This window comes from Streptococcus oralis, from assembly GCF_016028255.1.
GTDB lineage: Bacteria > Bacillota > Bacilli > Lactobacillales > Streptococcaceae > Streptococcus > Streptococcus oralis_AC.
Map to the genome: position 1 here is coordinate 138,694 of NZ_CP065707.1, position 24,620 is coordinate 163,313.

Annotated in this window: 22 protein-coding genes; 8 read left to right on the forward strand and 14 right to left on the reverse strand. The window is 42.5% G+C overall.

Annotated elements, in window-relative coordinates; genetic code table 11:
* Nucleotides 1–22 precede the first annotated feature (22 nt).
* Entirely contained in the window at nt 23–1,867 is a 1,845-nt protein-coding gene (locus I6G42_RS00655) for an APC family permease (RefSeq protein ID WP_038804592.1), read from the forward strand.
* Between the two features lie 91 nt (nt 1,868–1,958).
* Here I6G42_RS00655 and I6G42_RS00660 read toward each other — a convergent pair whose 3' ends face one another.
* The 4 genes from I6G42_RS00660 to I6G42_RS00675 form a co-directional block, all read right to left on the reverse strand.
* Entirely contained in the window at nt 1,959–3,920 is a 1,962-nt protein-coding gene (locus I6G42_RS00660) for a peptide ABC transporter substrate-binding protein (protein ID WP_038804593.1), read from the reverse strand.
* Between the two features lie 142 nt (nt 3,921–4,062).
* Nucleotides 4,063–4,197: a 50S ribosomal protein L34 gene (gene rpmH / locus I6G42_RS00665; RefSeq protein ID WP_000831905.1), complete on the reverse strand. Its 135-nt coding sequence runs from the start codon at nt 4,195–4,197 to the stop codon at nt 4,063–4,065.
* A 145-nt stretch (nt 4,198–4,342) separates the two neighbouring features.
* Nucleotides 4,343–5,557, reverse strand: coding sequence for a pyridoxal phosphate-dependent aminotransferase (locus I6G42_RS00670; RefSeq protein ID WP_038804594.1), 1,215 nt, complete (start codon nt 5,555–5,557; stop codon nt 4,343–4,345).
* 143 nt (nt 5,558–5,700) lie between these two features.
* Entirely contained in the window at nt 5,701–6,000 is a 300-nt protein-coding gene (locus I6G42_RS00675; protein ID WP_038804595.1) for a hypothetical protein, read from the reverse strand.
* A gap of 166 nt (nt 6,001–6,166) precedes the next feature.
* Here I6G42_RS00675 and I6G42_RS00680 point away from each other — a divergent pair, with 166 nt between their 5' ends.
* Complete coding sequence (locus I6G42_RS00680; protein WP_000079159.1) at nt 6,167–6,619, forward strand: universal stress protein; 453 nt, start codon at nt 6,167–6,169, stop codon at nt 6,617–6,619.
* A gap of 35 nt (nt 6,620–6,654) precedes the next feature.
* Here I6G42_RS00680 and I6G42_RS00685 read toward each other — a convergent pair whose 3' ends face one another.
* Nucleotides 6,655–8,040 carry a Cof-type HAD-IIB family hydrolase gene (locus I6G42_RS00685; RefSeq protein ID WP_038804597.1) on the reverse strand — a complete coding sequence of 462 codons (1,386 nt, stop codon included), beginning with the start codon at nt 8,038–8,040 and terminating at the stop codon, nt 6,655–6,657.
* A 65-nt stretch (nt 8,041–8,105) separates the two neighbouring features.
* Between I6G42_RS00685 and I6G42_RS00690 the strand changes: the two genes are divergently transcribed.
* Complete coding sequence (locus I6G42_RS00690; RefSeq protein ID WP_038804598.1) at nt 8,106–9,068, forward strand: asparaginase; 963 nt, start codon at nt 8,106–8,108, stop codon at nt 9,066–9,068.
* Nucleotides 9,069–9,120: 52 nt separating this feature from the next.
* On the opposite strand, the gene ccpA is transcribed toward I6G42_RS00690, so the two are convergent.
* Nucleotides 9,121–10,131 (reverse strand): catabolite control protein A, encoded by a 1,011-nt coding sequence (gene ccpA / locus I6G42_RS00695; RefSeq protein ID WP_038804599.1) that lies wholly within the window; start codon nt 10,129–10,131, stop codon nt 9,121–9,123.
* A 209-nt stretch (nt 10,132–10,340) separates the two neighbouring features.
* On the opposite strand from ccpA, the gene I6G42_RS00700 reads away from it, so the two are divergent.
* Nucleotides 10,341–10,658 (forward strand): DUF960 domain-containing protein, encoded by a 318-nt coding sequence (locus I6G42_RS00700; RefSeq protein ID WP_000886039.1) that lies wholly within the window; start codon nt 10,341–10,343, stop codon nt 10,656–10,658.
* A 46-nt stretch (nt 10,659–10,704) separates the two neighbouring features.
* Here I6G42_RS00700 and folK read toward each other — a convergent pair whose 3' ends face one another.
* The 6 genes from folK to I6G42_RS00730 form a co-directional block, all read right to left on the reverse strand.
* Entirely contained in the window at nt 10,705–11,517 is an 813-nt protein-coding gene (folK, locus tag I6G42_RS00705; RefSeq protein WP_038804600.1) for a 2-amino-4-hydroxy-6-hydroxymethyldihydropteridine diphosphokinase, read from the reverse strand.
* A gap of 42 nt (nt 11,518–11,559) precedes the next feature.
* Nucleotides 11,560–12,114, reverse strand: a complete 555-nt coding sequence (gene folE, locus I6G42_RS00710) for a GTP cyclohydrolase I FolE (protein ID WP_038804601.1) — start codon at nt 12,112–12,114, stop codon at nt 11,560–11,562.
* Nucleotides 12,071–13,417 (reverse strand): bifunctional folylpolyglutamate synthase/dihydrofolate synthase, encoded by a 1,347-nt coding sequence (locus I6G42_RS00715; RefSeq protein ID WP_038804602.1) that lies wholly within the window; start codon nt 13,415–13,417, stop codon nt 12,071–12,073. The genes folE and I6G42_RS00715 overlap by 44 nt, the downstream gene beginning before the upstream one ends.
* A gap of 1 nt (nt 13,418) precedes the next feature.
* The gene (gene folP, locus I6G42_RS00720) at nt 13,419–14,363 is read right to left on the reverse strand and encodes a dihydropteroate synthase (RefSeq protein WP_038804603.1); all 945 of its coding nucleotides are present in this window, start codon (nt 14,361–14,363) and stop codon (nt 13,419–13,421) included.
* A gap of 103 nt (nt 14,364–14,466) precedes the next feature.
* Complete coding sequence (locus I6G42_RS00725; RefSeq protein WP_038804604.1) at nt 14,467–15,174, reverse strand: CPBP family intramembrane glutamic endopeptidase; 708 nt, start codon at nt 15,172–15,174, stop codon at nt 14,467–14,469.
* 53 nt (nt 15,175–15,227) lie between these two features.
* Nucleotides 15,228–16,646 (reverse strand): NCS2 family permease, encoded by a 1,419-nt coding sequence (locus tag I6G42_RS00730; RefSeq protein ID WP_038804605.1) that lies wholly within the window; start codon nt 16,644–16,646, stop codon nt 15,228–15,230.
* Nucleotides 16,647–16,832: 186 nt separating this feature from the next.
* On the opposite strand from I6G42_RS00730, the gene I6G42_RS00735 reads away from it, so the two are divergent.
* From I6G42_RS00735 to I6G42_RS00750, 4 genes are all read left to right on the forward strand, one after another.
* Complete coding sequence (locus I6G42_RS00735; RefSeq protein ID WP_000162368.1) at nt 16,833–17,645, forward strand: Cof-type HAD-IIB family hydrolase; 813 nt, start codon at nt 16,833–16,835, stop codon at nt 17,643–17,645.
* A 276-nt stretch (nt 17,646–17,921) separates the two neighbouring features.
* Entirely contained in the window at nt 17,922–18,911 is a 990-nt protein-coding gene (locus I6G42_RS00740; protein WP_038804606.1) for a PTS sugar transporter subunit IIB, read from the forward strand.
* Nucleotides 18,912–18,988: 77 nt separating this feature from the next.
* On the forward strand, nt 18,989–19,801 hold the full coding sequence (locus I6G42_RS00745) for a PTS mannose/fructose/sorbose transporter subunit IIC (RefSeq protein ID WP_001280319.1): 813 nt from the start codon (nt 18,989–18,991) through the stop codon (nt 19,799–19,801).
* Between the two features lie 14 nt (nt 19,802–19,815).
* Nucleotides 19,816–20,727 carry a PTS system mannose/fructose/sorbose family transporter subunit IID gene (locus tag I6G42_RS00750; protein WP_038804607.1) on the forward strand — a complete coding sequence of 304 codons (912 nt, stop codon included), beginning with the start codon at nt 19,816–19,818 and terminating at the stop codon, nt 20,725–20,727.
* A gap of 61 nt (nt 20,728–20,788) precedes the next feature.
* On the opposite strand, the gene I6G42_RS00755 is transcribed toward I6G42_RS00750, so the two are convergent.
* Together I6G42_RS00755 and pepC are read right to left on the reverse strand one after the other, a co-directional pair.
* Entirely contained in the window at nt 20,789–23,017 is a 2,229-nt protein-coding gene (locus I6G42_RS00755) for an HAD-IC family P-type ATPase (protein ID WP_038804608.1), read from the reverse strand.
* 164 nt (nt 23,018–23,181) lie between these two features.
* Complete coding sequence (gene pepC / locus I6G42_RS00760; protein ID WP_038804609.1) at nt 23,182–24,516, reverse strand: aminopeptidase C; 1,335 nt, start codon at nt 24,514–24,516, stop codon at nt 23,182–23,184.
* Nucleotides 24,517–24,620 lie beyond the last annotated feature (104 nt).

Here is a 24,620-nt window from a genome sequence, read left to right on the forward strand (position 1 = left end):
ATTTTCAGCAAAGGAAAAGAAAATGTTTAGAAAATTAAAATATACCTTTATCGGTCGACCACTCAAGTCTCTCACAGACGGCGAAGGGGGATTGTTGGGAAAAATGCAGGCACTTGCAATGTTATCCAGTGATGCCCTGTCTTCTATTGCCTATGGACCTGAACAAGTCATTCTCGTTTTAGTCAGTCTCTCTCCTCTCGCTATTTGGTGGAGCCTCCCTATCGGTATTTTTGTCCTCTTACTCCTCGCTAGTTTGACCATTTCCTATCGTCAAATTATTCACGCCTATCCTCAAGGTGGTGGGGCTTATATGGTCACTCGGGAAAATCTCTCTCCTGAACTAGGCTTGATTGCTGGTGGTAGCCTCCTTGTTGACTATATGCTGACAGTAGCCGTATCCGTTGCGTCTGGAGCTGATGCTATTACTGCAGCCATACCTGCCCTCCATCCCTACAATCTTCATATCTCTATTTTCCTAGTCTGCCTGCTCATGCTCTTGAATTTAAGAGGATTAAAAGAATCTGCCAGCTCTCTGATGATTCCCGTCTACCTCTTTATCTTCAGTACCGTCTTTCTCTTGCTTTATGGGTTCTTTCAACTGTTTACAGGTTCCCTAAACTATCAGGCGACTTCAACCATTGGACAAACTGTTCCGAGCCTTTCCATCGTTCTCCTATTGAGAGCCTTTACCAGTGGCTCTGCCTCTCTGACAGGGGTTGAGGCTATTTCAAATGCGGTACCATTTTTCAAAACTCCGAAAGAAAAGAATGCTGCTCAGACCTTGACCATCATGTCCTTGATTTTAGGTTTTCTTTTTGCAGGCATTACCTTCCTAAACTACTGGATGGGGATTATGCCTCAACACGGAGAAACCATCCTTTCACAAATGGCCAAGGGCATTCTTGGTGATTCATTCTTTGGTCATGCTAGCTACTATCTCTTCCAGTTCTCAACAGCCTTAATTTTAGCCGTAGCAGCAAATACCGGCTTTTCAGCCTTCCCTATGCTGTCCTACAATATGGCAAAAAACAAGTACATGCCCCATCTCTTTATGGAAAAAGGGGATCGCCTTGGCTACTCCAACGGTATCTTAACTCTGGCCTTTGGGGCTATGATCCTTCTTCTCATTTTTAATGGGAATACTGAACGCTTGATTCCTCTTTATACTATCGGGGTCTTCGTTCCCTTTGCCCTTTCTCAGACTGGGATGATTCGCCATTGGAAAAAGGAAAAAGGAGTAAACTTCTTAAAATCTGCCTTCGCTAATATCCTTGGGGCCATCATTTGTTATGCCATTGTCCTCATTTTACTCCTCTTCAGACTGGGTGATATCTGGCCATTCTTCCCAATTATCCTAGTTCTAACTTTCCTCTTTTTGTCCATTCACAACCATTACCAAAAAGTGGCAAAACAGCTACGACTCTACGAAGGAATTGAAAAGCGCACTTATGACGGCAACCTTGTCCTTGTTCTAGTAGGGAATGTTACTCGAGTAAGTGTCGGAGCAATTAACTACGCTCAAAGTATCGGTGACGAAGTGTTAGCCATGCACATTTCTACTAAAGAAACGGCCGAAAAAGACCAAGAAATTCTCCAAGAATTTGCCGACTACTTCCCAAATATCACTCTGAAGAATATCAATACCAGCTACCGTGACATCATTACCCCTAGTGTTAAGTATGTCAAACGAATCGCCCAAGAAGCTAAGCAAAAAAACTACACCGTTACAGTCCTTGTCCCACAGTTTATCCCTAATAAACCTTGGCAAAATATCCTGCACAATCAAATGAGCCTCAAACTAAAATACGCTCTCAGATGGCATGAAGACGTCGTTGTCGCTAGCTACTCCTATCACTTAAAAGAATAAAGAAAAGGCCCTACCAGAACCAAAAAGCGTCTGGTGGGGCCTTTTTCTGAATCCAGCCACTATGCTTAACTAAAAAGCATGACTAGGAATATTATTGAATGTGGTTAGCTAGATCTTCTTGAGCTTTTTTATTGGACTCAGTTTTTTCTTTTTGCCATTTTTCATAAAGTTCTTGGTACTGTTTCGCAGTCACGGGATCTTTTTGCAACTCAAGGTATTTGTAGTTGTCCGCATCCCCTTTGTGTCCAACAAATGAGAAGGCTCCTGTGAACGGTACAGTCTTACGGAAGATTGGATTAGCTCCTCCGCTTTGAACTGGCAGAAAGAGAGCACTATCTGTTAGCCAAGCTTGAACTTCGGCAAATTTCTCATAGCGAACCTGAGTGTTTTCAACTTCTTTATCTGCCTCATCCAACAACTTCTTGTAGGTAGAGAGACCGATTTTTTCCTTGACATCATTGTCTTTTCCTGGAGTCAAGCCAAGATTTTTTAACTGAGAACCAGAGTCTGGATCCAAGAGGTCAAGATAGGTCTTGGGATCAGAGTAATCTCCACTCCAACCTGAGATATCGATGTCGTAGTCCTTTTGTTCGGCTGTATTGGCAAAGAAGGTTGCATTGTCTTTCTCGTCTGGAGAAAGTTGAATCACATCGATAACAATATTGTCTGATCCAAGTGTCTCTTCAACTGTCTGTTTGAAAGAACTGGCTTGCTGTACGTCCAACTTAGCAGTCTGATCCACCGGCATGTCTAAATGGATAGGGAAGGTCACACCTTCTGCCTGCAAACTTTCTTTGGCTTTGGCAAATTCTGCCTTGGCTTTATCAGCATTCAAGAAGGCAGGCTGAGCATCGTTTAGATTGACATTAGCCCACTCTGAACCGTAGTTGACTATCTTTTCATTGACAGCATCTCCGAAGTTTTTCCCACCGATTTGAACAAAGTTACTTGGTGTGACTGTGTTTCGAAGGATACGATCAGCTCCATCTTCTCCATTTGTCTGTGCGGCATAGGCATGACGGTCAAAGGCAAAGTTAATCGCCTGACGGAAGTCCTTATTTTGCATAGCTGCACGAGAATCCGCCTTTTCTTTATCCGTCTGTTTCATGGTTTGATTGTAACTTTGACGGTTGACATTGAAAAGATAGTAGAAAGTCACAGCATTTTGAGGAGTATAAGTAATTTTATCCTCATTCCCTTTTTTCAACTGGTCAAACACAGAACTTGTCGGGAAGATACGTCCGTCTGTGTAGTTGCCCTCTAAGAATCCTCGAGCCAAACTATCTTGGTCTGAACCATCATAGAAGGAAAGTTTTACTTTCTCAATCTTCACATTGTCCTTATCCCAGTAATTAGGGTTCTTTTCAAACTCAATTAAAGATTTTGATGTGAAAGACTTGAACAAGTATGGCCCATTTGACAGAATACTAGATGGGGTAACACTTCCAAAGTCATCTCCCTTAGATTTCAAAAAGGCTTCATTGACAGGGCTCAAAATCCCCCCTGTTGTCTTTGAATTCCAATAAGACTCTGGTTTGTTCAAGGTGTATTGGAGAGTATAGTCGTCCACTGCCTTGACTCCAACAGTCTCAAAGTCAGATGTTTTCCCCTCAACATAGTCTGCCAAACCTTTGATGGAGTCTTGTACCAAATACAAGTTTTCAGCCTTTTTATCCGCCGCATACTTGAGACCCGTCACAAAGTCATGAGCTGTCACTTCAGCGTATTCTTCTCCTTCAGAGGTATACCACTTAACTCCCTTTCGGATTTTATAGGTATAGGTCAAGCCATCCTTTGATACTTTCCATGACTCCGCCATAGAAGGGACGAGGTTCCCATACTTATCATTTTCAAACAAACCATCGATCAAGTTTGTCGTAATGCTAGAAGTCGAACCACGTGTCGAAGTGATATAGTCTAATGTATCTGGATTGCTAGCAAATACATATGAGTAGGTTTTATCTGTATTTGATTGTGCCGAACTACAAGCCACCATCAAGAAGCTTGCACTCAAAATTCCAGCCCCTAGTAGGAGGGCTTTTGATTTCTTCATAACTGTTCTCCATTTTTATAGTATATGAAACATTATACATTATTTCAGAAAAAATATAAAGTATTTACAGACTGATATTATAGGAAAAAGAAAAGCCAGTAGACTCGAGTTCCTACTGACTTCTTTGTTGAATTCGTTTGGATTATGCAGCCAAAACTTTGCGTCCTTTACGACGACGAGCTGCCAATACGCGACGACCGTTTTTAGTTGACATACGGTTACGGAATCCGTGTTTGCGCGCACGACGAAGTTTACTTGGTTGATAAGTACGTTTCACGATGAATACCTCCTCATAGATTTTGTATTCGTTTAGCCGGCTATAAAGTGATCAGTTACTAAACATACTTTACTATTCTATCTGATTCTGCCACTTTTGTCAATAGTTCCAAGCAAATGTTTTCGAGCTTTTCCTATGAAAGCCCTTATCTACGATACTGTTTTAAGAAACGAGTCATCTTTTCTTGGATTTGCGCCAATTCGTCCACACGTGGGAGGTAAACGATACGGAAATGGTCTGGCTCCCTCCAGTTAAAACCGCGACCATGAACCAAGAGAATCTTTTCCTGCTTCAAGAAATCAAGAACGAACTGTTCATCATCATCGATACGGTACATATTGCGATCGATTTTAGGGAAAATATAAAGACCTGCCTTTGGTTTGACCGCAGACAAACCGGGAATATCTTGAATGGCATTGTAAATGAAGTTTCTTTGCTCGTAGATACGTCCACCTGGAAGAAGCAATTCGTCCACTGACTGGTGCCCACCTAGTGATGTTTGTACGACTTGCTGGGCCAAAACGTTAGAGCAAAGGCGCATATTGGACAGCATATTGAGACCTTCGATATAGCCCTTAACATGGTGCTTAGGACCAGACAAGACCATCCAACCTACACGAAAACCAGCGATACGATGCGATTTTGACAGACCATTCATGCTGACACAGAAAACATCTGGTGCCAAGCTCGCCACAGGCGTATGCACATGCCCATCCATCACCATGCGGTCATAAATCTCATCCGCAAAGATGATCAAATCGTTTTGACGGGCAATCTCAATAATCTCCAACAAGAGTTCCTTAGGATAAAGGGCTCCAGTTGGGTTGTTCGGATTGATAAGGACGATTGCCTTTGTATTGGAAGTAATTTTTGACTTGATATCATCAATATCTGGGTACCATTCTGCAGCTTCATCACAGATATAGTGAACCGCATTTCCCCCAGCTAGACTGACAGCAGCCGTCCAGAGAGGATAGTCTGGCATAGGCACCAAGACCTCATCGCCATTATCCAAAAGCCCCTGCATGGACATAACAATCAGCTCACTGACACCATTTCCAAGGTAGATATCATCAATGTCCACATTGGGGAAGTTCTTCAGTTGGCAATACTGCATGATGGCCTTACGTGCTGAGAAAATCCCTTTGGAGTCAGAATATCCTTCGCTATCACGCGCATTCATAATCAAGTCATGAATGACCTCATCTGGCGCTGTAAAGCCAAATTCTGCTGGATTTCCTGTATTCAGGCGTAAAATCTTTTCTCCGTTTGCTCGCATCCGCATAGCTTCTTCCAAAACAGGGCCACGGATATCATAGGCAACATGCTCTAACTTACTAGACTTGTTATATTCTTTCATCTTGTTTCCTCAATTCATCGAGATAGTAACATTATACCACTAGAAAGGGATTGCGACAAGTTTCCTGAAATGAGCAAACAAAGAAAAAACTCACAACGACTAGGTTCTCACCGTCTAAACAACTAGAATACAGAAGCATTTTCTCACATACCAAAAGACAAACCTAGAAAGACTAATGCTAAAAAGGAATCATACAAAAGATTAAACATGAGAAAGAGCCCCCACGTGACCAAATAGTCCAAGCGACCACTTCTCTTTGCAATCACAAATAAAATGATGTGGTAGACTAAGTGAAAGAGAAGAAAACCAACAAAACCTGGATAGAGAACAGGCACGACTCTTTCCAGCTGCCAAAGCATCACTACTTCTCCTACAAGTGACGCAAGGATAATTCCATGATAAAGAAGGCTTATTTTTTTAGAAGCTTGAACAGACTCTTTCATACTTTCTCATCCCCTCGCTGTGTTTTCTACTATCCCGTTTTCTTTTATTTTAACATATCTCCACCAAATTGAATCTCCGATAATATTTATTTAAATATGATTTTTACTTTACTTCTTTAGTGAAAAGGATTACAATAAAAGTAAGAAAATTTCAGGAGGTTTCATTATGGCACAACGTTACCAAAATGTTATGGTTGCAATTGATGGTTCTAAAGAGGCAGACTTGGCTTTTGTTAAAGGTGTTTACACTGCTCTACGCAATGATTCCAAGCTCACCATTGCCCATGTTATTGACACACGCGCTCTTCAAAGCGTGTCCACCTTTGATGCTGAAGTTTACGAAGAACTCCAAGTCGACGCTGAAAGTTTGATGAAAGAGTACGAAAAACGTGCAAAAGATGCGGGTGTAACCGATATTCATACCGTCATCGAAATGGGAAATCCAAAAACTCTCCTTGCTCGTACTATTCCAGACGCAGAAAATGTTGACTTGATTCTCGTCGGTGCAACAGGTCTTAATGCCTTTGAACGCCTCTTGGTTGGCTCTTCATCTGAATACATCCTCCGCCACGCAAAAGTTGATTTGCTGGTCGTGAGAGAACAAGAAAAAACATTATAGGAACACAAAAGGAGCCTGCTAGGCTCCCTTTTTTCTTACTTATTTCTCTCTTTATGTCGCTCATAAGCCTTGAGCTGACGCTGCAGTTCCTTTCTGATAGCAGGTTCTGGAGCATATTTTTCTTCCCAGTCATCCGGTTTTAAGATTTTATGTGTAACTGGATCAAAATGGGCTTTTCCATCAGGAAAAACCTTCCCCATGTTTGCCTCATGCACAATATCAAAGATGCGTTCTGGATCCACTCCCATAAGGGCAAAACTGCCGTAAGTAAAATACAGTGTATCGATTAAGGCATCAACCTGCCCGGTTAGATCTTTTTGGGCAGGCGTTTTTTGCCTCACCTTTTCGGCCGCCTTATCAAGTGCCGCATGCATGCTTGCAAGTGACTGCTGGAATTCTTCCTCCGAAGAACTTGCCGCGCGGACAAACTCTACTAATTCTTCAATTTTAAAGTCTGCGCGGTGGGTTGCACCTTCAATATCCCATGCCTGTGGCTCTTCTTGAGTTCGTTCATCCATCATGTGGTGGAAGGTTTTGACCTTATTAAAGTGGTAGTCCCGACTGACAAAAACTTTTTCTGAAGCCAAGACCCCAAAATGTTCAAGCGCCTTGTGGATGCCATCTTGTTGGTTACTTGCTGTGATGTGCTTAGCAACTTCTTTGACGCTGCTACTGCCATTTCCCATAGCGACCGACATACCAACACCCGCCAACATTTCCAGGTCGTTATCTGAATCTCCGAAGGCCATGACTTGGTTGAGATCAAAGCCATATTCTTTCCCGACTCGGCGAATGCCTTCTAGTTTGGAATTTCCTTGGTTGATGATATCTGCTGCAAAAGGATTGCTTCGAGTCAATTTTAAATCTTCAAAATCACTTGCAGTTTTCTCAGATTCCTCAGGCGTCATCAGCATCAAAACTTGGTAAATTGGTTGATTAATCAAGTTAAGCAAGTCGTTTTCCTTTTGAGGAACTGCCTTGCTAACCATTCGATTAAAAGAGTGGCTAACAGTTCTTGTCAACACAGTCGGGATAAAGCGACTAACCAGTTGTGAAAAGGAGCCAAGACCAAATGACATAATTTTCGAACCAACAACGGCATGCTCGGTTCCAAGAGCGATTTCTTTACGCTCCTTTTTAGCATAAGCAATCAGTTGACGCAGACTTGACTTGGCAATCGGGCTAGCAAATAAGACTTTTTCTTTATTAAAGATATATTGTCCGTTATAAGTTATTGCAAAATCCAGATCTAAATCCTCCATCAATTCCTTGACAAAGAAAGGCCCCCGTCCTGTCGCCACTCCAACAAGCACCCCTTGTTCTTTCACAATCCTAATCGCGTCCTTAGTGGATTTCAAAACACTCTTACGATCGTTGACTAGCGTTCCATCGATATCAAAAAAAACAGCTTTGACTTCCATCCTATCCCATTCTCCCCTTTTGTGTTACAATGATTATACCACATTTCAGAGAGAGTGAGTAAATCATGCCTAAGAAAATCCTTGTTTTACATACAGGTGGGACTATTTCCATGCAAGCTGACGCCACTGGAGCCGTTGTAACTAGCCAGGAAAATCCCATGAACCATGTTTCCAATCCGCTTGAAGGGATTGAGGTTCATGCCCTAGACTTTTTTAACCTACCGAGTCCCCATATCAAACCCAAGCATATGCTTGCACTCTATCATAAAATCAAAGAGGAAGCAGACCACTACGATGGGGTTGTCATCACACATGGGACAGATACGCTAGAGGAAACTGCCTACTTCCTTGATACCATGGAAATCCCACACATGCCCATCGTTCTAACTGGAGCTATGCGTAGTTCCAACGAACTCGGTAGCGACGGTGTATACAACTATCTGAGTGCTTTACGAGTTGCCAGCGATGACAAAGCAGCCGACAAGGGTGTCCTGGTCGTCATGAATGATGAAATCCACGCGGCCAAGTATGTTACCAAAACCCATACGACCAACGTCGGTACCTTTCAAACCCCAACACATGGACCACTTGGCCTCATCATGAAGCAAGAAATCCTCTACTTCAAAACGGCTGAACCTCGTGTCCGATTTAATCTCGAGCATATTCAAGGTCTGGTTCCCATCATCTCAGCCTATGCAGGTATGACAGACGAGCTGATCGATATGTTAGACTTGGAACAACTGGATGGCTTAGTCATTCAGGCCTTTGGAGCAGGTAATATTCCCAAAGAAACAGCTCAAAAATTAGAAAATCTCCTCCGAAAAGGCATCCCAGTCGCCTTGGTCTCACGTTGTTTTAACGGTATTGCTGAACCTGTCTACGCCTACCAAGGTGGAGGGGTGCAGTTGCAACAAGCTGGTGTTTTCTTTGTTAAAGAACTCAATGCTCAAAAAGCTCGACTGAAACTTCTCATTGCTCTCAATGCTGGACTAAAAGGGCAGGCACTGAAAGACTATATGGAAGGATAAGCCTCTTCTCTAGAATGCAAAAACAGGAAATCTTCACGATTTCCTGTTTTTACTATTTACGTTTGCGTGTTGAACGACGTTCTGTTAAACCGTGAGGCAAGAGAACTTCACGTTCTTCCAACTCTTCCTTGTGCATGATTTTGGTCAACATACGCATGCTGATAGCACCTAGATCATAAAGAGGTTGGGCAATCGTTGTCAGATTTGGACGAGTGAATCGTGCAATCTGAGAATCATCTGTCGTGATGATTTCAAACTCTTCTGGTACAGAAATACCGTGATCTGCCAAGCCATTTAACACACCCGCAGCCAATTCATCACCTGTCACAACCGCGGCTGTAGCCTGTGAAGAAACCAAGCGCTCTGCCAAGGCATAGCCATCATTATAGCTGTATTTAGACTCAAATACCAAGCCCTCGCTATAAGGGATTCCTGCCTTTTTCAAAGCTTCCTTGTAACCAATCAATCGAATTTTACCATTGATATCATCAACAAGTGGCCCACTGACAAAGGCAATCTTTTCATTTTCCTGAAGCAAATGAGTTACTGCATCAATCGTTGCTTGTTTGTAGTCAATATTAACACTTGGCAACTGGTGTTCGATATCCACCGTTCCTGCAAGGACAACTGGTGTCCGTGAACGAGAGAATTCTGAACGAATCTTTTCAGTCAAGTGATAGCCCATAAAAATGATCCCGTCAACCTGTTTTGAAAAGAGAGTATTAACTACTGAAACTTCTTTTTCATCGTCTTCATCACTATTGGCTAGGACGATATTGTACTTATACATCTCTGCAATATCATCAATCCCCTTGGCTAGGGTTGAAAAATAGCCATTAGTGATATTTGGAATCACAACACCAACTGTAGTGGTTTTCTTGCTGGCCAAACCACGCGCTACCGCATTTGGACGGTAGTCAAGACGATCAATCACCTCTAGAACTTTTTTACGAGTGTTCTCTTTGACGTTCTTATTGCCATTCACTACACGGCTAACAGTTGCCATTGAAACCCCAGCTTCACGGGCAACATCATAAATCGTTACTGTATCATCTGTGTTCATTCTGTTTCCTTTCTATATTGAAAATTTCGCTTTCATACATCTGCTTACTCCATTTTATCACTTATTGTAAACACTTTCAAGTATTTTTTAGAGAAACTTTGAAAAAATTTCACAACCTATTCCCATTTTGAAAAAGTGAGTACGATTTCTTGATTTTTGGGATGTTTTGCTGTATGATAAGGAAAAATAAAAGGAGGGAGGGAATGTTTATGGCTTTTACAAATACTCAGAGACGTTCGGCCAGTTTTGGCGTTGTGACCAGCTTGCCTGACGATGTTATCGACTCTTTATGGTTTATTATCGATCATTTTTTGAAAAACGTCTTTGAATTAGAAGAGGAACTTGAATTTCAACTACTAAACAACGAGGGGACCATTACCTTCCATTTCTCTAGTCAGCACCTGCCGACTAGTATCGACTTTGATTTTAATCATCCCTTCGACCCTCTTTACCCTCCTCGGGTCCTTGTTTTAGACATGGACGGGAAAGAAACCATCCTCCTTCCTGAAGAAAATGACCTATTTTAAAAACTCTAGCTTCTCAGCGCAAACTGCTGAGGAACTAGAGTTTTTTCTATTTGTTCAATTCTTGATACAAGTAGCGTATCGGCTGTTTGAGTACTGGATGAATAAAATGGGGAGCTATTTCTTGCAGAGACTCAAGGACAAAGAGGCGTTCTGCTATATAGGGATGTGGTAAGATGAGGTCGTCTGTATAAATGACTTGGTCTTCTACAAAGAGTAGGTCCAAATCAATCAAACGAGGCCCCCAATGCACCTCTCGAACCCGTCCCATTTCTGACTCAATGGCTAACAAAGTTTCTAACAAGACTGGTGCTGGAAGCCATGTTTCTACTTCAATCACCTGATTAGCAAAACTAGCTTGTTCTACACCGCCCCAAGGCTCCGTCGTCAAGACACTGGACTCTTTGAGAATATGGATACCACGAACTCGCAGTTTGTCGATAGCTTGTTCCAAGTTTGCTTGCTTATCCCCCATATTGCTTCCTAGGGCGATAAAGGCTCGCTGCTTACGACGGTGAATGGTCACCGAGCAGGTATCCAATGGTAAATGCACGGGAGCCCATGGTTTTTTTAGTTCCAACTCAATCTCTTGGACAAGAGGATAGGTCTCAAAGGTACGTTCAACTAGTTTGTAGGCTACCGTTTCAATCAAGTCCTCAGTGCTTTCCTGAAACCAAGTCGTCCACTGCTGACACAATTCTCCGTAATGGACAGAAGCTGTCAAATCCAATTCTGTAGCCGCCTTGGTCATATCATAAGATAAGCTTGCGGAAATAACAAACTTCTGCCCCAATTCTTTCTCACTTGGAAAAAGACCATGATAGGCAAAAATTTCCAAATCTTTAATCTGCAGTTGATCCATAACTAGTCCTTTCTAGAAAAATCCGCATGAAGCGGATTCTTTTTATAGTCCCATTAAACGATAAGCCTGGTCTCGGAGATCCTTATCGGCCTCAAACACACCTCGCGCTACAGTTGTCAAGGTTGCCGTGCCTGGCTTTCTGACACCACGCATGCTCATACACATATGCTCGGCCTCAATGACAACAAAGGCTCCTTTAGCCCCCAGATAGTTCATCAAGGCATCGGCCACTTCGATATTCAACCGTTCTTGAATCTGTGGTTTTTTAGAATAAACTTCAACCGTACGGGCTAGTTTAGACAAGCCTGCCACACGACCATCTGGAATATAGGCAATGTGCGCTCTCCCATAAAAGGGCAGAAAGTGGTGTTCACACATAGTGTGGAAAAAAATATCCTTTTCTACCACCATATTGTCATCAATAATCTCAAAGGATTTTGATAGATGTTCCTCCGCTGTCTGACCAAGACCTGAAAAAATCTCTTGGTACATACGGGCTACACGAGCAGGTGTTTCCTGCAATCCCTCGCGATTAGCATCCTCACCGACAGCCTCAATAATCATTTTTACAGCCGTTTCGATCTTTTGTATATCCATTCTCGTTCTTCCTCTCCATCAGGTAGGCTCTCACTTGGCTCAAGAAATACAAGGAACCTGTGACAATCCTAACTGTTTGTTTCTCTTCTTTTTTATCTGTCAATTTCTGATCTAAAAACTCCTGCCAACTTTGGTAATTGAGTTTTCTAGACTTAGCTGTCTCTTTCAGCACGCTTTCATCAGTCGCCCGACTATCGTCAAAACAAGTCAGAGTCAGTTGACTATTTGGCACCGACTCTAGCAAATCCAACATATCCTCCAAGGCCTTGGTTTTGATACAAGTAAAGAGAATTTCTTTATGATAGTCAGCAAAGCGTTCTTGCAAAGTATTCAACAAAGCCTTGATAGCATGCGGATTGTGAGCCCCATCTAAAATCATCAGAGGTTCACTAGACAGGACCTCCAAACGCCCTGGCCATCTGGTTTCCTCCATGGCTTGAGCAACCAAGTCATTGCTAGCTAATTCTCGCACATCCTCTTGACAAAAAGTATCAAGTAAAGCTATGGCCATCCCAGCATTCTCTATCTGGTGCAAACCAAGCAGACCTGTTTGAAAGCGACCTTGTCTGACAGGGCTTGTATAGTCAAAGACCTCGCCTGTCACCACACTTTCTTGATGATGAACCTGATAATCACTCCCATAGGCAAGTCTCGGCGCATTTTTAGCTTCTGCAATAGGGTCTATAACAGCCAAGGCTTCTGGAGCAATGCAACCTGTCACCAAAGGAATCCCTTGTTTGACAATACCAGCTTTCTGCTCTGCTATGGCTTCCAAGGTGTCACCAAGTAGGGCCACATGATCCAGTCCAATGGTCGTAATTCCTGTTAGAATCGGCTGACAGACATTAGTACTATCCAAGAGTCCACCCATGCCGACTTCCATGATAGCCACATCAACTTTTTCAGTGGCAAAATAATCATAAGCTATGGCTGTGATAATCTCAAACTCGGTCGTTCCTTGTAAATCAGCGACCTTCTCCCCCTCAAGCAAAAACTCATAGTCCGCCATTAGAGCTTCTAGTCTAGCTTCTGGGATGGATTTCCCGTTGATGCTAATCTGGTCTGTGTAATGAATGAGATAGGGCGAGCTAAAAACTCCAACTTTCAACCCCATCTTTTCCAACATATTTTTCAAAAAAGCGATGGTCGAACCTTTACCATTTGTTCCGCCGATATGGATAACCTTGAGTTTGAGATGGGGATTGCCTCGCAAAGCTAATAGTTCCACCATTCGTTCCAAACCAAAATGCGGTTGGTCCGTCCGGTAGTGAGCAATCCACTGATTGTTTTGAATTTCTTTCATCTTATTTATATTGTTTTAAATCTAGATTTTCCGCATCATCTGCCAAACGAATGGCTGACGCAATTTCAACTGCCATCCGGTGACTGGCTACATCGTGCACGCGCACCACTTCGACACCCTGTCTCGCAGCGATACTGGTCACATGAGCCGAAGCGGTGTCCCGATTGCGGAAACCGACTTCCGTCTCAGGATTGACTTCAAAACCATTTTCCTCAAGGATATTGATAACAAACCGCTTGCGCGAAACACCGAGAAAGATTGGATAGCCTTGCTGGTGTAGTTTATCCAGATCCCGTAGAAGGAGCAGATTTTCCTTCTTGGTCAGACCAAAGCCAATTCCTGGATCCAGCAGAATATTTTCTTGTACAATCCCAGCTTCCTCCGCTCTTGCTAGAGCGCGGTCAAAGAACGCGGTCATCAAATCTTCTACTGATAGTTGTTCAAAGTACGCCAAGTCTTCATTTGTAAAAGGATCCCCAAATCCAAAACGAGGAAATATGAGCGAACTAGGGTGCTGAGGTCTAGCCATGACTGGATTAAACATGATAACCACTTTCGCTCCAGCTTTAGCAACCACATCCGCCATTCTCTCATCTCCCATGAGACCAGTGATATCATTGACCAGATTAGCACCAGCTTTCAAAGCAGCCTCTGCTACCTGACTTTTCCAAGTATCGATGGAAATGAGGACATCACTTTCCTCACGGATAGCTTTAATCACTGGAACAACACGCTGGATTTCCTCTTCTATCTCAACATAGCTACTGCCCGGCCGAGTTGATTCTCCACCAATATCTAGCATGCTAGCTCCTTCAGCTATCAATTTACGGGCTTGCTGAAGAGCCTGGTCAACAGCAAAAAACTGTCCACCATCCGAAAAGGAATCTGGGGTTACATTGATAATTCCGCAAATAGCTGTTTTTGCCTGACTAGCTTTATTGGACATAAGGTCACTCCTCAAGGTTTTTCACCACATTATTTCTCTATTTTACCATAAAAAGAAAAAGATGGATACGCTAGCATTTATCTTTTCCAAGTAAGGAAATGGTTTAGAAAGGCAAGCCTACATTTCGACTAATCAAAACCAGTAAAGCCAGCAAACAAAAGGCGATACCATTGACAATCATATGAAGCAAGATTGACATCTCTAAACGTTCTGTTCTGTAGGCTGTCCAAGTTAAAACTGTCGACATTCCTCCATAGATAAGGAGAGAAGGCAGATTGGTCGGTGTGTGGAGCAAGGCAAAGACGACTGCACCTACAAGATAACCCAACTTCTCCTTCCCACGGAAGATCTTTTTAGGGATAATTCCACGACACAATATTTCCTCACAAATGGGAGCAATCAGAACCAGTAAGAAAAAACTGGAAATCAGCGAGCTATTCTGAACCAGATTATTAATAGTTGATTGATTGCTGGTCGTAGATTCATTCATCAGACGAAGCAAGGCAGAGCCGAATAAGTTACTTGTGAAAATAACCAAATAACTCAAAACCAAGCGGGCTAGATCTTTTGCCTTGAAAAAAGAAAGATTGAAGGTCGCAATCTCTGTTTTTCGCGCACTAAAGATAAAAACAGTTAGAATAACAACCGACAGCAAAGCCACTAAGAGTCCTGACTGGAGGAGTGGGAATTGTCTAGCGAATAAAAGGGCAGATAAAATTAAAGGAAGTTGGGATAACACCAATCCTATTAAAAAAATCAACACCCATATTCCTCTATCCAGAATTTCTTGCCAGATACTTTTTTTCTTCATGATATACCTCCTTATAATAAAAAGGGGAGGACCCCCTTTCTATATTATACCATTTATAGCGCCATGCTGATATAGTTCAGGATAAACAAGGCATCCAAAATCCAAATCATCACGTGCACATCCTTGGCTTGACCTTTGACAAGTTTTGTCAAGGTGTAAGTCAAGAAACCAACTGCAATCCCTTGAGTGATTGAGTAGCTGAATCCCATGAAGATCGATGTAAAGAAGGCAGGAACAGCCTCAGCCATATCATCCCAAGGAATGTTTTTCAAGTTAGAAAGCATCATGATTCCGACGATGATCAAAATTGGTGCTGTTGCAGCTGTCGGAACAATCGCTAGAAGTGGGCTAAAGAAGCTAGAGAGAGCAAAACAGATCGCAACTACTAGGGCTGTCAAACCAGTACGTCCACCAGCGCCGATACCCGCCGCAGACTCAACATAAGTCGTAACGTTTGAAGTACCTGCAATGGCACCTACTGAAGTCGCCACCAAGTCAGAGTAAAGAGCCTTGTCCAATTTAACTGACTCATGGTTTTCACCACTTGTCGCAACGATACCAACTTTTTCACCAGTACCGATAAGAGTACCAATTGTATCAAAAATATCCGTTAGTGAGAAGGCAAGAATAGCCATCAAGGTTTCTGGTAAACGTGAAGTGTTTGAAATCAAAGATCCTAAACCTTCTGAGCCCAGAGCGGCACCAAACAAAGTCCCAAGGTCATTAACTGCTGATGAAAGATTGTTGCTAGCGAAGTCAATCCCTGATAATTTCACAACACCAACAGCAATGGCAAGCACAGTCGTTGTTAAAATAGAAAGAATGATTCCACCTTTGATGCCTTTAACAACAAAGAAGATGGTAATAGCCAGACCAGCAAGAGCCACCAATACTGCTGGAGTATTGAAGTCTACCAATCCTGGAACGGCTGCTGAGTTTGCAGTAAGTGCAGCTTGAGCCTTGTCTGCTCCTTCACCTGCTACAGTATAAGTACCTGGGTCAATTGAGAATTTCAAGAGACCAGCATTCTTAATCCCAACATAGGCAAGGAAAACACCAATACCAGCCGAAATAGCTGAACGAAGTGTTGTAGGAATGGATTCGATGATCATTTTACGAACATTTGTCAAAGTGATAATCAGTGAAATAATTCCACAAATGAAGACCATACCAAGAGCTTCTTTCCAAGTATAGCCCATCCCAAACACAACCGTAAATGTGAAGAAGGCATTGAGTCCCATACCTGGTGCTTGTGCGTATGGCAAATTAGCATAGAAGGCCATCATCAAAGTACCAACTACAGAACCGATAATTGTTGCCAAGAACACACCTTGAACAGGCATCCCTGTTTGTGAAAGCATTTGAGGGTTTACAAAGAGAATATAACTCATTGCAAAGAATGTTGTTAAACCAGCAAGCACCTCTGTACGGACATCTGTCCCGTGCTCTTTTAGTTTAAATAGTTTGTCCATGTTTAATCTCCTTTTGTTTTTTACGAACAATGAGAGTATTATATCATTTATCATTCACCTTTTCAATATGTTTGTTTGATTTATTTAACAAAATGAAATGTTTATTTTTTGTTTTGAGTCTGTTTTTCTTCTTTCTTTTTGATATAATAGTAGACATCTTATCTGGAATGTACTAGGAAGGTTTATATGACTAAAAAAATTATCGCAGTCGATTTGGACGGAACCCTGCTCAACTCAGAGAGTAAGATTTCAGATTTTACTCGAAACACAATTAAACGAATTGCTGAAAAAGGCCACCATGTCATCATCACTACTGGGCGCCCTTACCGTATGGCAAAAGAATTTTATCAGGAACTAGAGTTGCACACACCTATGATCAACTTCAACGGTTCCCTTACCCATCTACCTGGGCAGACTTGGGAACACGAAAAGTGCTTGACCTTGGACAAAAAATACCTCTTAGACATGGTCAAACGCAAAGAGGATATCCAAGCCGACTTTATTGCAGGAGAATACCGCAAGAAATTTTATATCACGGCTCCTAATGAAGAAATTGCCAATCCCAAACTATTTGGTGTAGAAAATTTCCAACCAGAAAATCAATTCAAATCTGAATTGGTGACCAAGGACCCTAACTGTATCCTCTTGCAAACAAGAGTCGATGATAAATACGCGCTAGCAGATGAGATGAATCGTTTTTACCAACACCAACTAGCAATTAATACCTGGGGAGGACCCCTCAACATTCTCGAATGTACACCAAAAGGGGTCAACAAAGCCTTTGCCTTAGAATACTTACTCAATGTTATGAACCGTGACAGACAAGATTTGATTGCCTTTGGTGATGAGCATAATGATACCGAAATGTTGGCATTTGCAGGCAAGGGATATGCCATGAAAAATGCCAATCCCGATTTGCTACCATATGCAGATGAACAACTCTCTCTGACAAACGATGAAGATGGTGTTGCCCATACCCTACAAGATTTGTTCCTATGACACTCAAAAAGTTAGCTTGTGCTAGCTTTTTTGATTTTCACAATTTTTCAATTAATCGGCCTGTTTTCATTTTTTTATATTAAATTACTCCCTTATCTTTTTAAACATTTCTACAAAAGGTTTATATATTAACATTTTGTAAGCGAGTTTTCATTGAAAACCAATACATATTTATAAGAAATGGTTGATTTTTGTTTGAAAACGGTTTATACTTAAAGTTAGGCTTAAAGTTTTCTTAAACAAATAGTCAAACATTTTAAAGGAGGAATGACAATAATGAGTATCGGAATCATTATTGCGAGCCACGGCGAATTTGCTGCGGGTATTCATCAGTCTGGATCTATGATCTTTGGTGAACAAGAAAAGGTTCAAGTTGTAACCTTTATGCCAAATGAAGGTCCAGATGATCTTTACGCTAAATTCAACAACGCTGTGGCTGCATTTGACGCAGAAGATGAGGTTCTAGTATTGGCTGACCTTTGGAGTGGATCTCCATTCAACCAAGCTAGCCGCGTGATGGGAGAAAATCCAGAACGTAAGTTTGCCATCATCACTGGACTTAACTTGCCGATGTTGATCCAAGCCTACACTGAGCGCCTTATGGACGCTAATGCAGGTGTGGAAAAAGTCGCTGCGAATATCATTAAAGAAGCCAAAGATGGCATCAAGGCTCTTCCAGAAGAGCTTAACCCAGTTGAGGAAGTTGCCACTGCTGCAGCTGCTCCTGCTGCCCAAGCTGCTATTCCAGAAGGAACTGTTATCGGTGACGGTAAACTGAAAATCAATCTTGCCCGTCTTGACACTCGTCTCCTTCACGGTCAGGTTGCGACTGCTTGGACTCCAGATTCAAAAGCAAATCGTATCATCGTTGCTTCAGACAACGTCGCAAACGACGATCTTCGTAAAGAATTGATCAAACAAGCAGCTCCTAACGGAGTAAAAGCCAACGTTGTTCCAATCCAAAAATTGATTGACGTTGCAAAAGACCCACGTTTCGGTGACACTCATGCCCTTATCTTGTTTGAAACTCCGCAAGATGCACTTCGTGCTATCGAAGGTGGCGTGCCAATCAAGACCCTTAACGTTGGTTCTATGGCTCACTCAACAGGTAAAACAATGATTAACAACGTTTTGTCTATGGACAAAGAAGACGTTGCAACCTTTGAAAAAATGCGTGACCTCGGTGTTGAATTTGACGTACGTAAAGTACCAAACGACACGAAAAAAGATTTGTTTGACTTGATTAACAAAGCAAACGTTCAATAATTAGAATCTTCTTCTTTCGAACTCTTGGAAGAAAGATTTTACACTTTATTAAAATTAAATAGAAAAGGAATAAAACCATGTCAGATATTTCAATCATTTCTGCTATCTTGGTTGTAGTTGTTGCCTTCCTTGCAGGTCTTGAAGGTATCCTCGACCAATTCCAATTCCATCAACCAATCGTCGCATGTACCCTTATCGGACTTGCAACAGGTAACCTCGAAGCAGGTGTTATGCTTGGTGGATCTCTTCAAATGATCGCCCTTGGTTGGGCTAACATCGGAGCTGCCGTAGCTCCTGACGCTGCTCTTGCATCTGTTGCTGCAGCGATTATCTTGATCAAAGGTGGTAACTTTACTACTGAAGGTATCGCCGTTGCAACGGCAACAGCTATCCCTCTTGCCGTAGCTGGACTATTCTTGACAATGATTGTTCGTACAATCTCAGTTGCCTTGGTTCACTCTGCTGACGCTGCTGCTAAAGATGGAAACATTGCGGCTGTTGAACGCGCTCACTACTTTGCCCTTATTCTTCAGGGTCTTCGTATCGCGATCCCTGCAGCCTTCCTTATCGCTATCCCAGCTTCTGCTGTTAAAGACGCTCTTGGCCTAATGCCAGAATGGTTGAATGGTGGTATGGCTGTCGGTGGTGCTATGGTCGTTGCCGTTGGTTACGCTATGGTTATCAACATGATGGCAACTCGTGAAGTATGGCCATTCTTCGCTATCGGTTTCGCTCTTGCAGCTATTTCTCAATTGACTTTGATTGCCCTTGGTGTCATCGGTGTTGCCCTTGCCTTCATCTACCTTAACCTTTCAAAACAAGGTGGAAACGGTGGCGGCGGAGCTGCAACTTCTAACGACCCAATCGGTGATATCCTAGAAGACTACTAGAAAGGGGAACAATCATGGCTGAAAAAATTCAATTATCAAAATCAGATCGTCAAAAAGTTTGGTGGCGTTCACAATTCCTTCAAGGTTCTTGGAACTATGAACGTATGCAAAACTTGGGTTGGGCTTACTCATTGATCCCAGCTATCAAAAAATTGTACACTAAAAAAGAAGACCAAGCGGCTGCTCTTGAGCGTCACCTTGAGTTCTTTAACACTCATCCATACGTAGCTGCTCCAATCATGGGGGTTACTCTTGCTCTTGAAGAAGAACGCGCTAACGGTGTTGAAATCGACGACGCGGCTATCCAAGGGGTTAAAATCGGTATGATGGGACCTCTTGCTGGTATCGGTGACCCAGTCTTCTGGTTTACAGTTCGTCCTATCCTTGGAGCCCTTGGTGCTTCACTTGCTGCATCTGGTAACCTTGTTGGTCCCCTTCTCTTCTTCTTCGGATGGAATGCTATCCGTATGGCCTTCCTATGGTACACACAAGAGTTCGGTTACAAAGCTGGATCTGAAATCACTAAAGACATGTCTGGTGGTATCTTGAAGGACATCACCAAAGGAGCTTCTATCCTCGGTATGTTCATCCTTGCCGTTCTTGTACAACGTTGGGTATCTATCAACTTTACTGTTAACCTTCCAGGTAAACAATTGGCTGAAGGAGCTTACATCAACTTCCCAGAAGGACCTGTATCAGGTGCTGAATTGAAAGGAATCCTTGGTCAAGCACTTGGTGGATTGAGCCTAGATAAGATTCAACCACAAACTCTCCAAGGCCAGTTGAACTCATTGATTCCAGGATTGATGGGACTTCTCCTTACTTTCCTCTGCATGTGGTTGCTTAAGAAAAAAGTATCACCAATCACAATCATCCTTGCTCTCTTTGCAGTAGGTATCGCAGCTCGTTTCTTCGGTATCATGTAATCCAAGCCATCGAGAATATAGATAAAAAGAATCAGGATTAAACCCTGATTCTTTTTGTGTGTCAACTTTTTCTCCTAGTCAGATAATGAAAACCTCCAATCGCCACTGCTAGAATGGCAACATAGAGCATCTGATTGGCTTCTAAAGGCACAAAAGCTCCTTGCAGGATAAAAGTATTGGCAAGTACGCCAACAAGGGCTGCAAGGCTCAAAAACGTGAGCAAGAGTAGCTTGTATCGATTAAAGGGAAGGCTGACCTTGGCAACCAGGCACAGACCATTGATCAAAGCAAGGAGGAAGCAAATAAATTTGACCTGACCTGGGACAGTGATAAAGAAGTTCGTCAAGAGAACACTAGCGACTAGAATGCCACCACCAATCGCCGCGTTGGTTAGAATATCTCTCATAAAATGTGTGCTAACCTTTTCTTTATTGGACTCAAAAGTCAGGAAGAAGGATGGAATCCCAATCGTAATGGCTGAAATGATTGTAAACTGAATGGGGATAAAGGCAAATTCCAAACCAAATATCACACTTAGAATCGCAAATACAATGGAAAAGAAAGTCTTTGTTAGAAAGAGGGAGGCGACTTTTTGGATGTTATTGATGACACGGCGGCCTTCCATCAAGATATCATAAAATACTGCAAAATCATCAGTGAGAAAGACGATATTGGAGACGCTTTTAGCTGCGCTAGTAGCACCATTCATGGCAAAACTAATATCTGCTTTCTTGAGAGCCAGAACATCATTGACCCCGTCGCCACTCATAGCAACTGTTTTACCAGCATTTTGCAAAACGGTCACCATCTTTTCTTTCTGTTCAGGTGTCACCCGACCAAAGATGTCATGTTCCAAGACCACTCTTTCAAAGTCCTCATCACTCACCTTGGTCATATCAATTGCTCGCGCTGATTCTTTAAATCCTGCCTTACGAGCAACCCCATATACAGCCACATGATTATCCCCACTGATAATCTTCACTTCAACACCTTGTGACTCGAAATAGTCAAAGGTTTCCTTGGTATTATCCTTGATCTCATCTGACAGAACGACATGCCCTAATAGTTCCATATCGTCTGGGCTTGTAATCTGGTCCTTGCTATGAGCAAGCGATAAGATTCGAAAACCTTGCTGTTTTAGATGTTCATAGTAAGGATCCATCGCTTGGGTAAAGCCGAGAAACTCATAAGCCCCGAAGAAATAGGTTCCACCGTCTTTTACTTGAACAAAGGAATACTTGTTTTTACTTGAAAAGGCACCAACTTCTTGAACGTCCCACTTTTTCTCACAGGTTAAGTAAGTCTTCAGAGCCCGCGACGTCGCATTTTCATCCTCAAAATAAGCCAGATACGAAGACAGTTTCTCTGCTAAATTAGCATCCATTTCTCGGACCTTCATATTACCAGTCGTGATGGTTCCTGTCTTATCAAAACAAAGAACATCTACACGCGCCAAGGTCTCCACACAGTATAGTTCCTGCACCAGAACCTTCTTTTTAGCCAGCTTCATGGCCGCTACCGCCAGAGACACACTGACCAGGAGAATCAATCCCTCTGGAATCATGCCGACCAAGGCTCCAGAACTTCCTAAGACAATCTCAACATAAGACCGCCCTAGACTAAAACCTCTGACATAGAGCAGAATGGCAACTGGCACCAGCAAGATAGAGACGATTTTTAGAATCTTATCCATGTAATCGCGTAGTTGAGAAGGATATTTTTTAAATTCCTTGCTGGATTTTGCGAGTTTATTGATGTAGCTATCGGGACCCACAGCCGTTGCCGTAACCAGACAAGTACCGCTGACGACATTGCTTCCGCTCATCAGCTTATCACCAACCGTTTTAAAGATCGAATCACTCTCACCAGTCAGCAAAGACTCATCCACTTCAATATTCCCTTCAAGCACTTCTGCATCGACAGGCACCTGATCACCCAGATTGAGATGCAGATACTCCCCTAGAACTATGTCCTCCGGATCAATCTCAATCGTTTGACCATCTCGGTTGACCCTATACTTACTTTTACCAAGCAAACTTAGCTTTTCCAGAGCATTTTTTGAACGCACTTCTTGGAAAATACCGATGGCTGTATTGATAGCAATCACACCTAAAAAGAGCATATTTTCAAATCGCAAGGTTGTGGCTACCAGAACTGCCAGAGCCAAGTTCATGGCATTAAAGAAGGTAAAGATATTTGAAACGACGATTTCCTTTGTTGTTTTATAAGGTTTAATGTCACTAATATTTCGTTGACGATCCTTGATGTCTTGACTGCTTAAATACTTCATTTCTACTCCGATATCCTTTTGTACTACTATAATAACACATATCCTTTCCTCTGTCACTTAAAGACTTAAAATAAGAAGAACTCCCTTGGTAAGCATCATCTATCGCCACTTTAAGAAGAACTTAAAAAGAGGCTAGGATTTCCCTAACCTCTTTTCTTTATGATTTATTCTGCCAAGGCACCCATTGGATCCCATGGTGCTAACACGATTGGTTCTGCTTCATAGGCAGCTCGTTCTTCTGCTGTCAACAATTCCTTACGAACAACGATTTGGTAAGTGTATTCGTCCATCCAAGCGTCTGAGGCAACAAAGTAACCATCTGTACCGACCTTGTCTCCCCAAGAGTTCTCAACCTTCCACTTGGTTGACTTGCCGTTTTCATCCAAGTCCACACCTGTCAAGACCATGGCGTGGGTCATCAAGCTTTCGCTGTAGTCCAAGCGTCCAGCCTTGTCTTGAGTGAGTTGAATGTCCATGCTTGATTCAAAGTCATAAACATCTGTCGCAAGGATTCCAGCTTTACGGTTGCTGAGTTGGCCGACATCTGAACCAAACCAAACAGTTTCTCCTGTCTGCATTTGGGCAATCGCCAATTCTTTCAAGCGCTCCATTGGAACGTTGATATAACGAACTGCACGGCTACCGACGACATTTCCCAACATCTCAACTGTATAAGATTTACCGTAAGGTTTGTCGGTAGTTGGAGCATTGATAACCGAAACATAATCTTCTAGAGGAAGATTGACATATTTCTTGTAAAACTCTTGTGGTGTGATGCCCTTTTCACTTTGGTAGTTATCATCCTTGTCACGATAAGCAAAGTCAAACTGACGTGGTGGAAGACCCAAGGACATGGCAAGGAAGTTAAAGATTTCTTGCAAGAGGTCTTCTTTCTTAGCTTGAACAGTCGCTTGGTCTGCACCAGAAGCCAACAAATCACGCAAGATTTGAGCATCTTGGCGAAGCAATTTGTTGAGAATAGCATTTAGCTCACGGCTGTTGCTAGATGAGATAGACTCGGGATAAACAGACTTAGGCACGACACCGTATTTCTCAAAGAGGGCAACGACCATATCCCACTGTCCACCGTCTTGTTGAGGTGTTTGGAGTAGGAAGCTAACCTTGCGGCTCGTCAATTCTTGGTCTGCAGTCGCAATGACTTGCTCCAAGAACCAGTTTGATTTCTCATACTTGTCCCAGAAGAAGGTGTGGGCTTGTGACAGTTCAAAGTTTTCGAGCTTGTATTGAGAGATGAGTTTGTGACGGAAGGTATTAAGGGCTGCAAACATCCAGCAACGACCAGAGGCTTTCTGGTTGGTAACCTTGTCCTTGGTCAAATCAAGCGAGAAAACAGGTGTATTGTCTACATGGCTTTGACGGCGTTCTAGAGCTGCAAAAATTCCGTTGTGGCTAGCTGCGTTTTCGATCGCTTGGTATTTGACATTTGCTTCATAGTTGGCAAATAATTTATCAGTAAATGATTCTTGAATCGCGTTCATAGATTCCTCCTTTTATTCTACTGTCTATTATAACTCTTTTCACAAATGAAGCAACTGAAAAACGAAAAAGGCAGGGACATTCTCCTCGCCTTTTTACTAACATA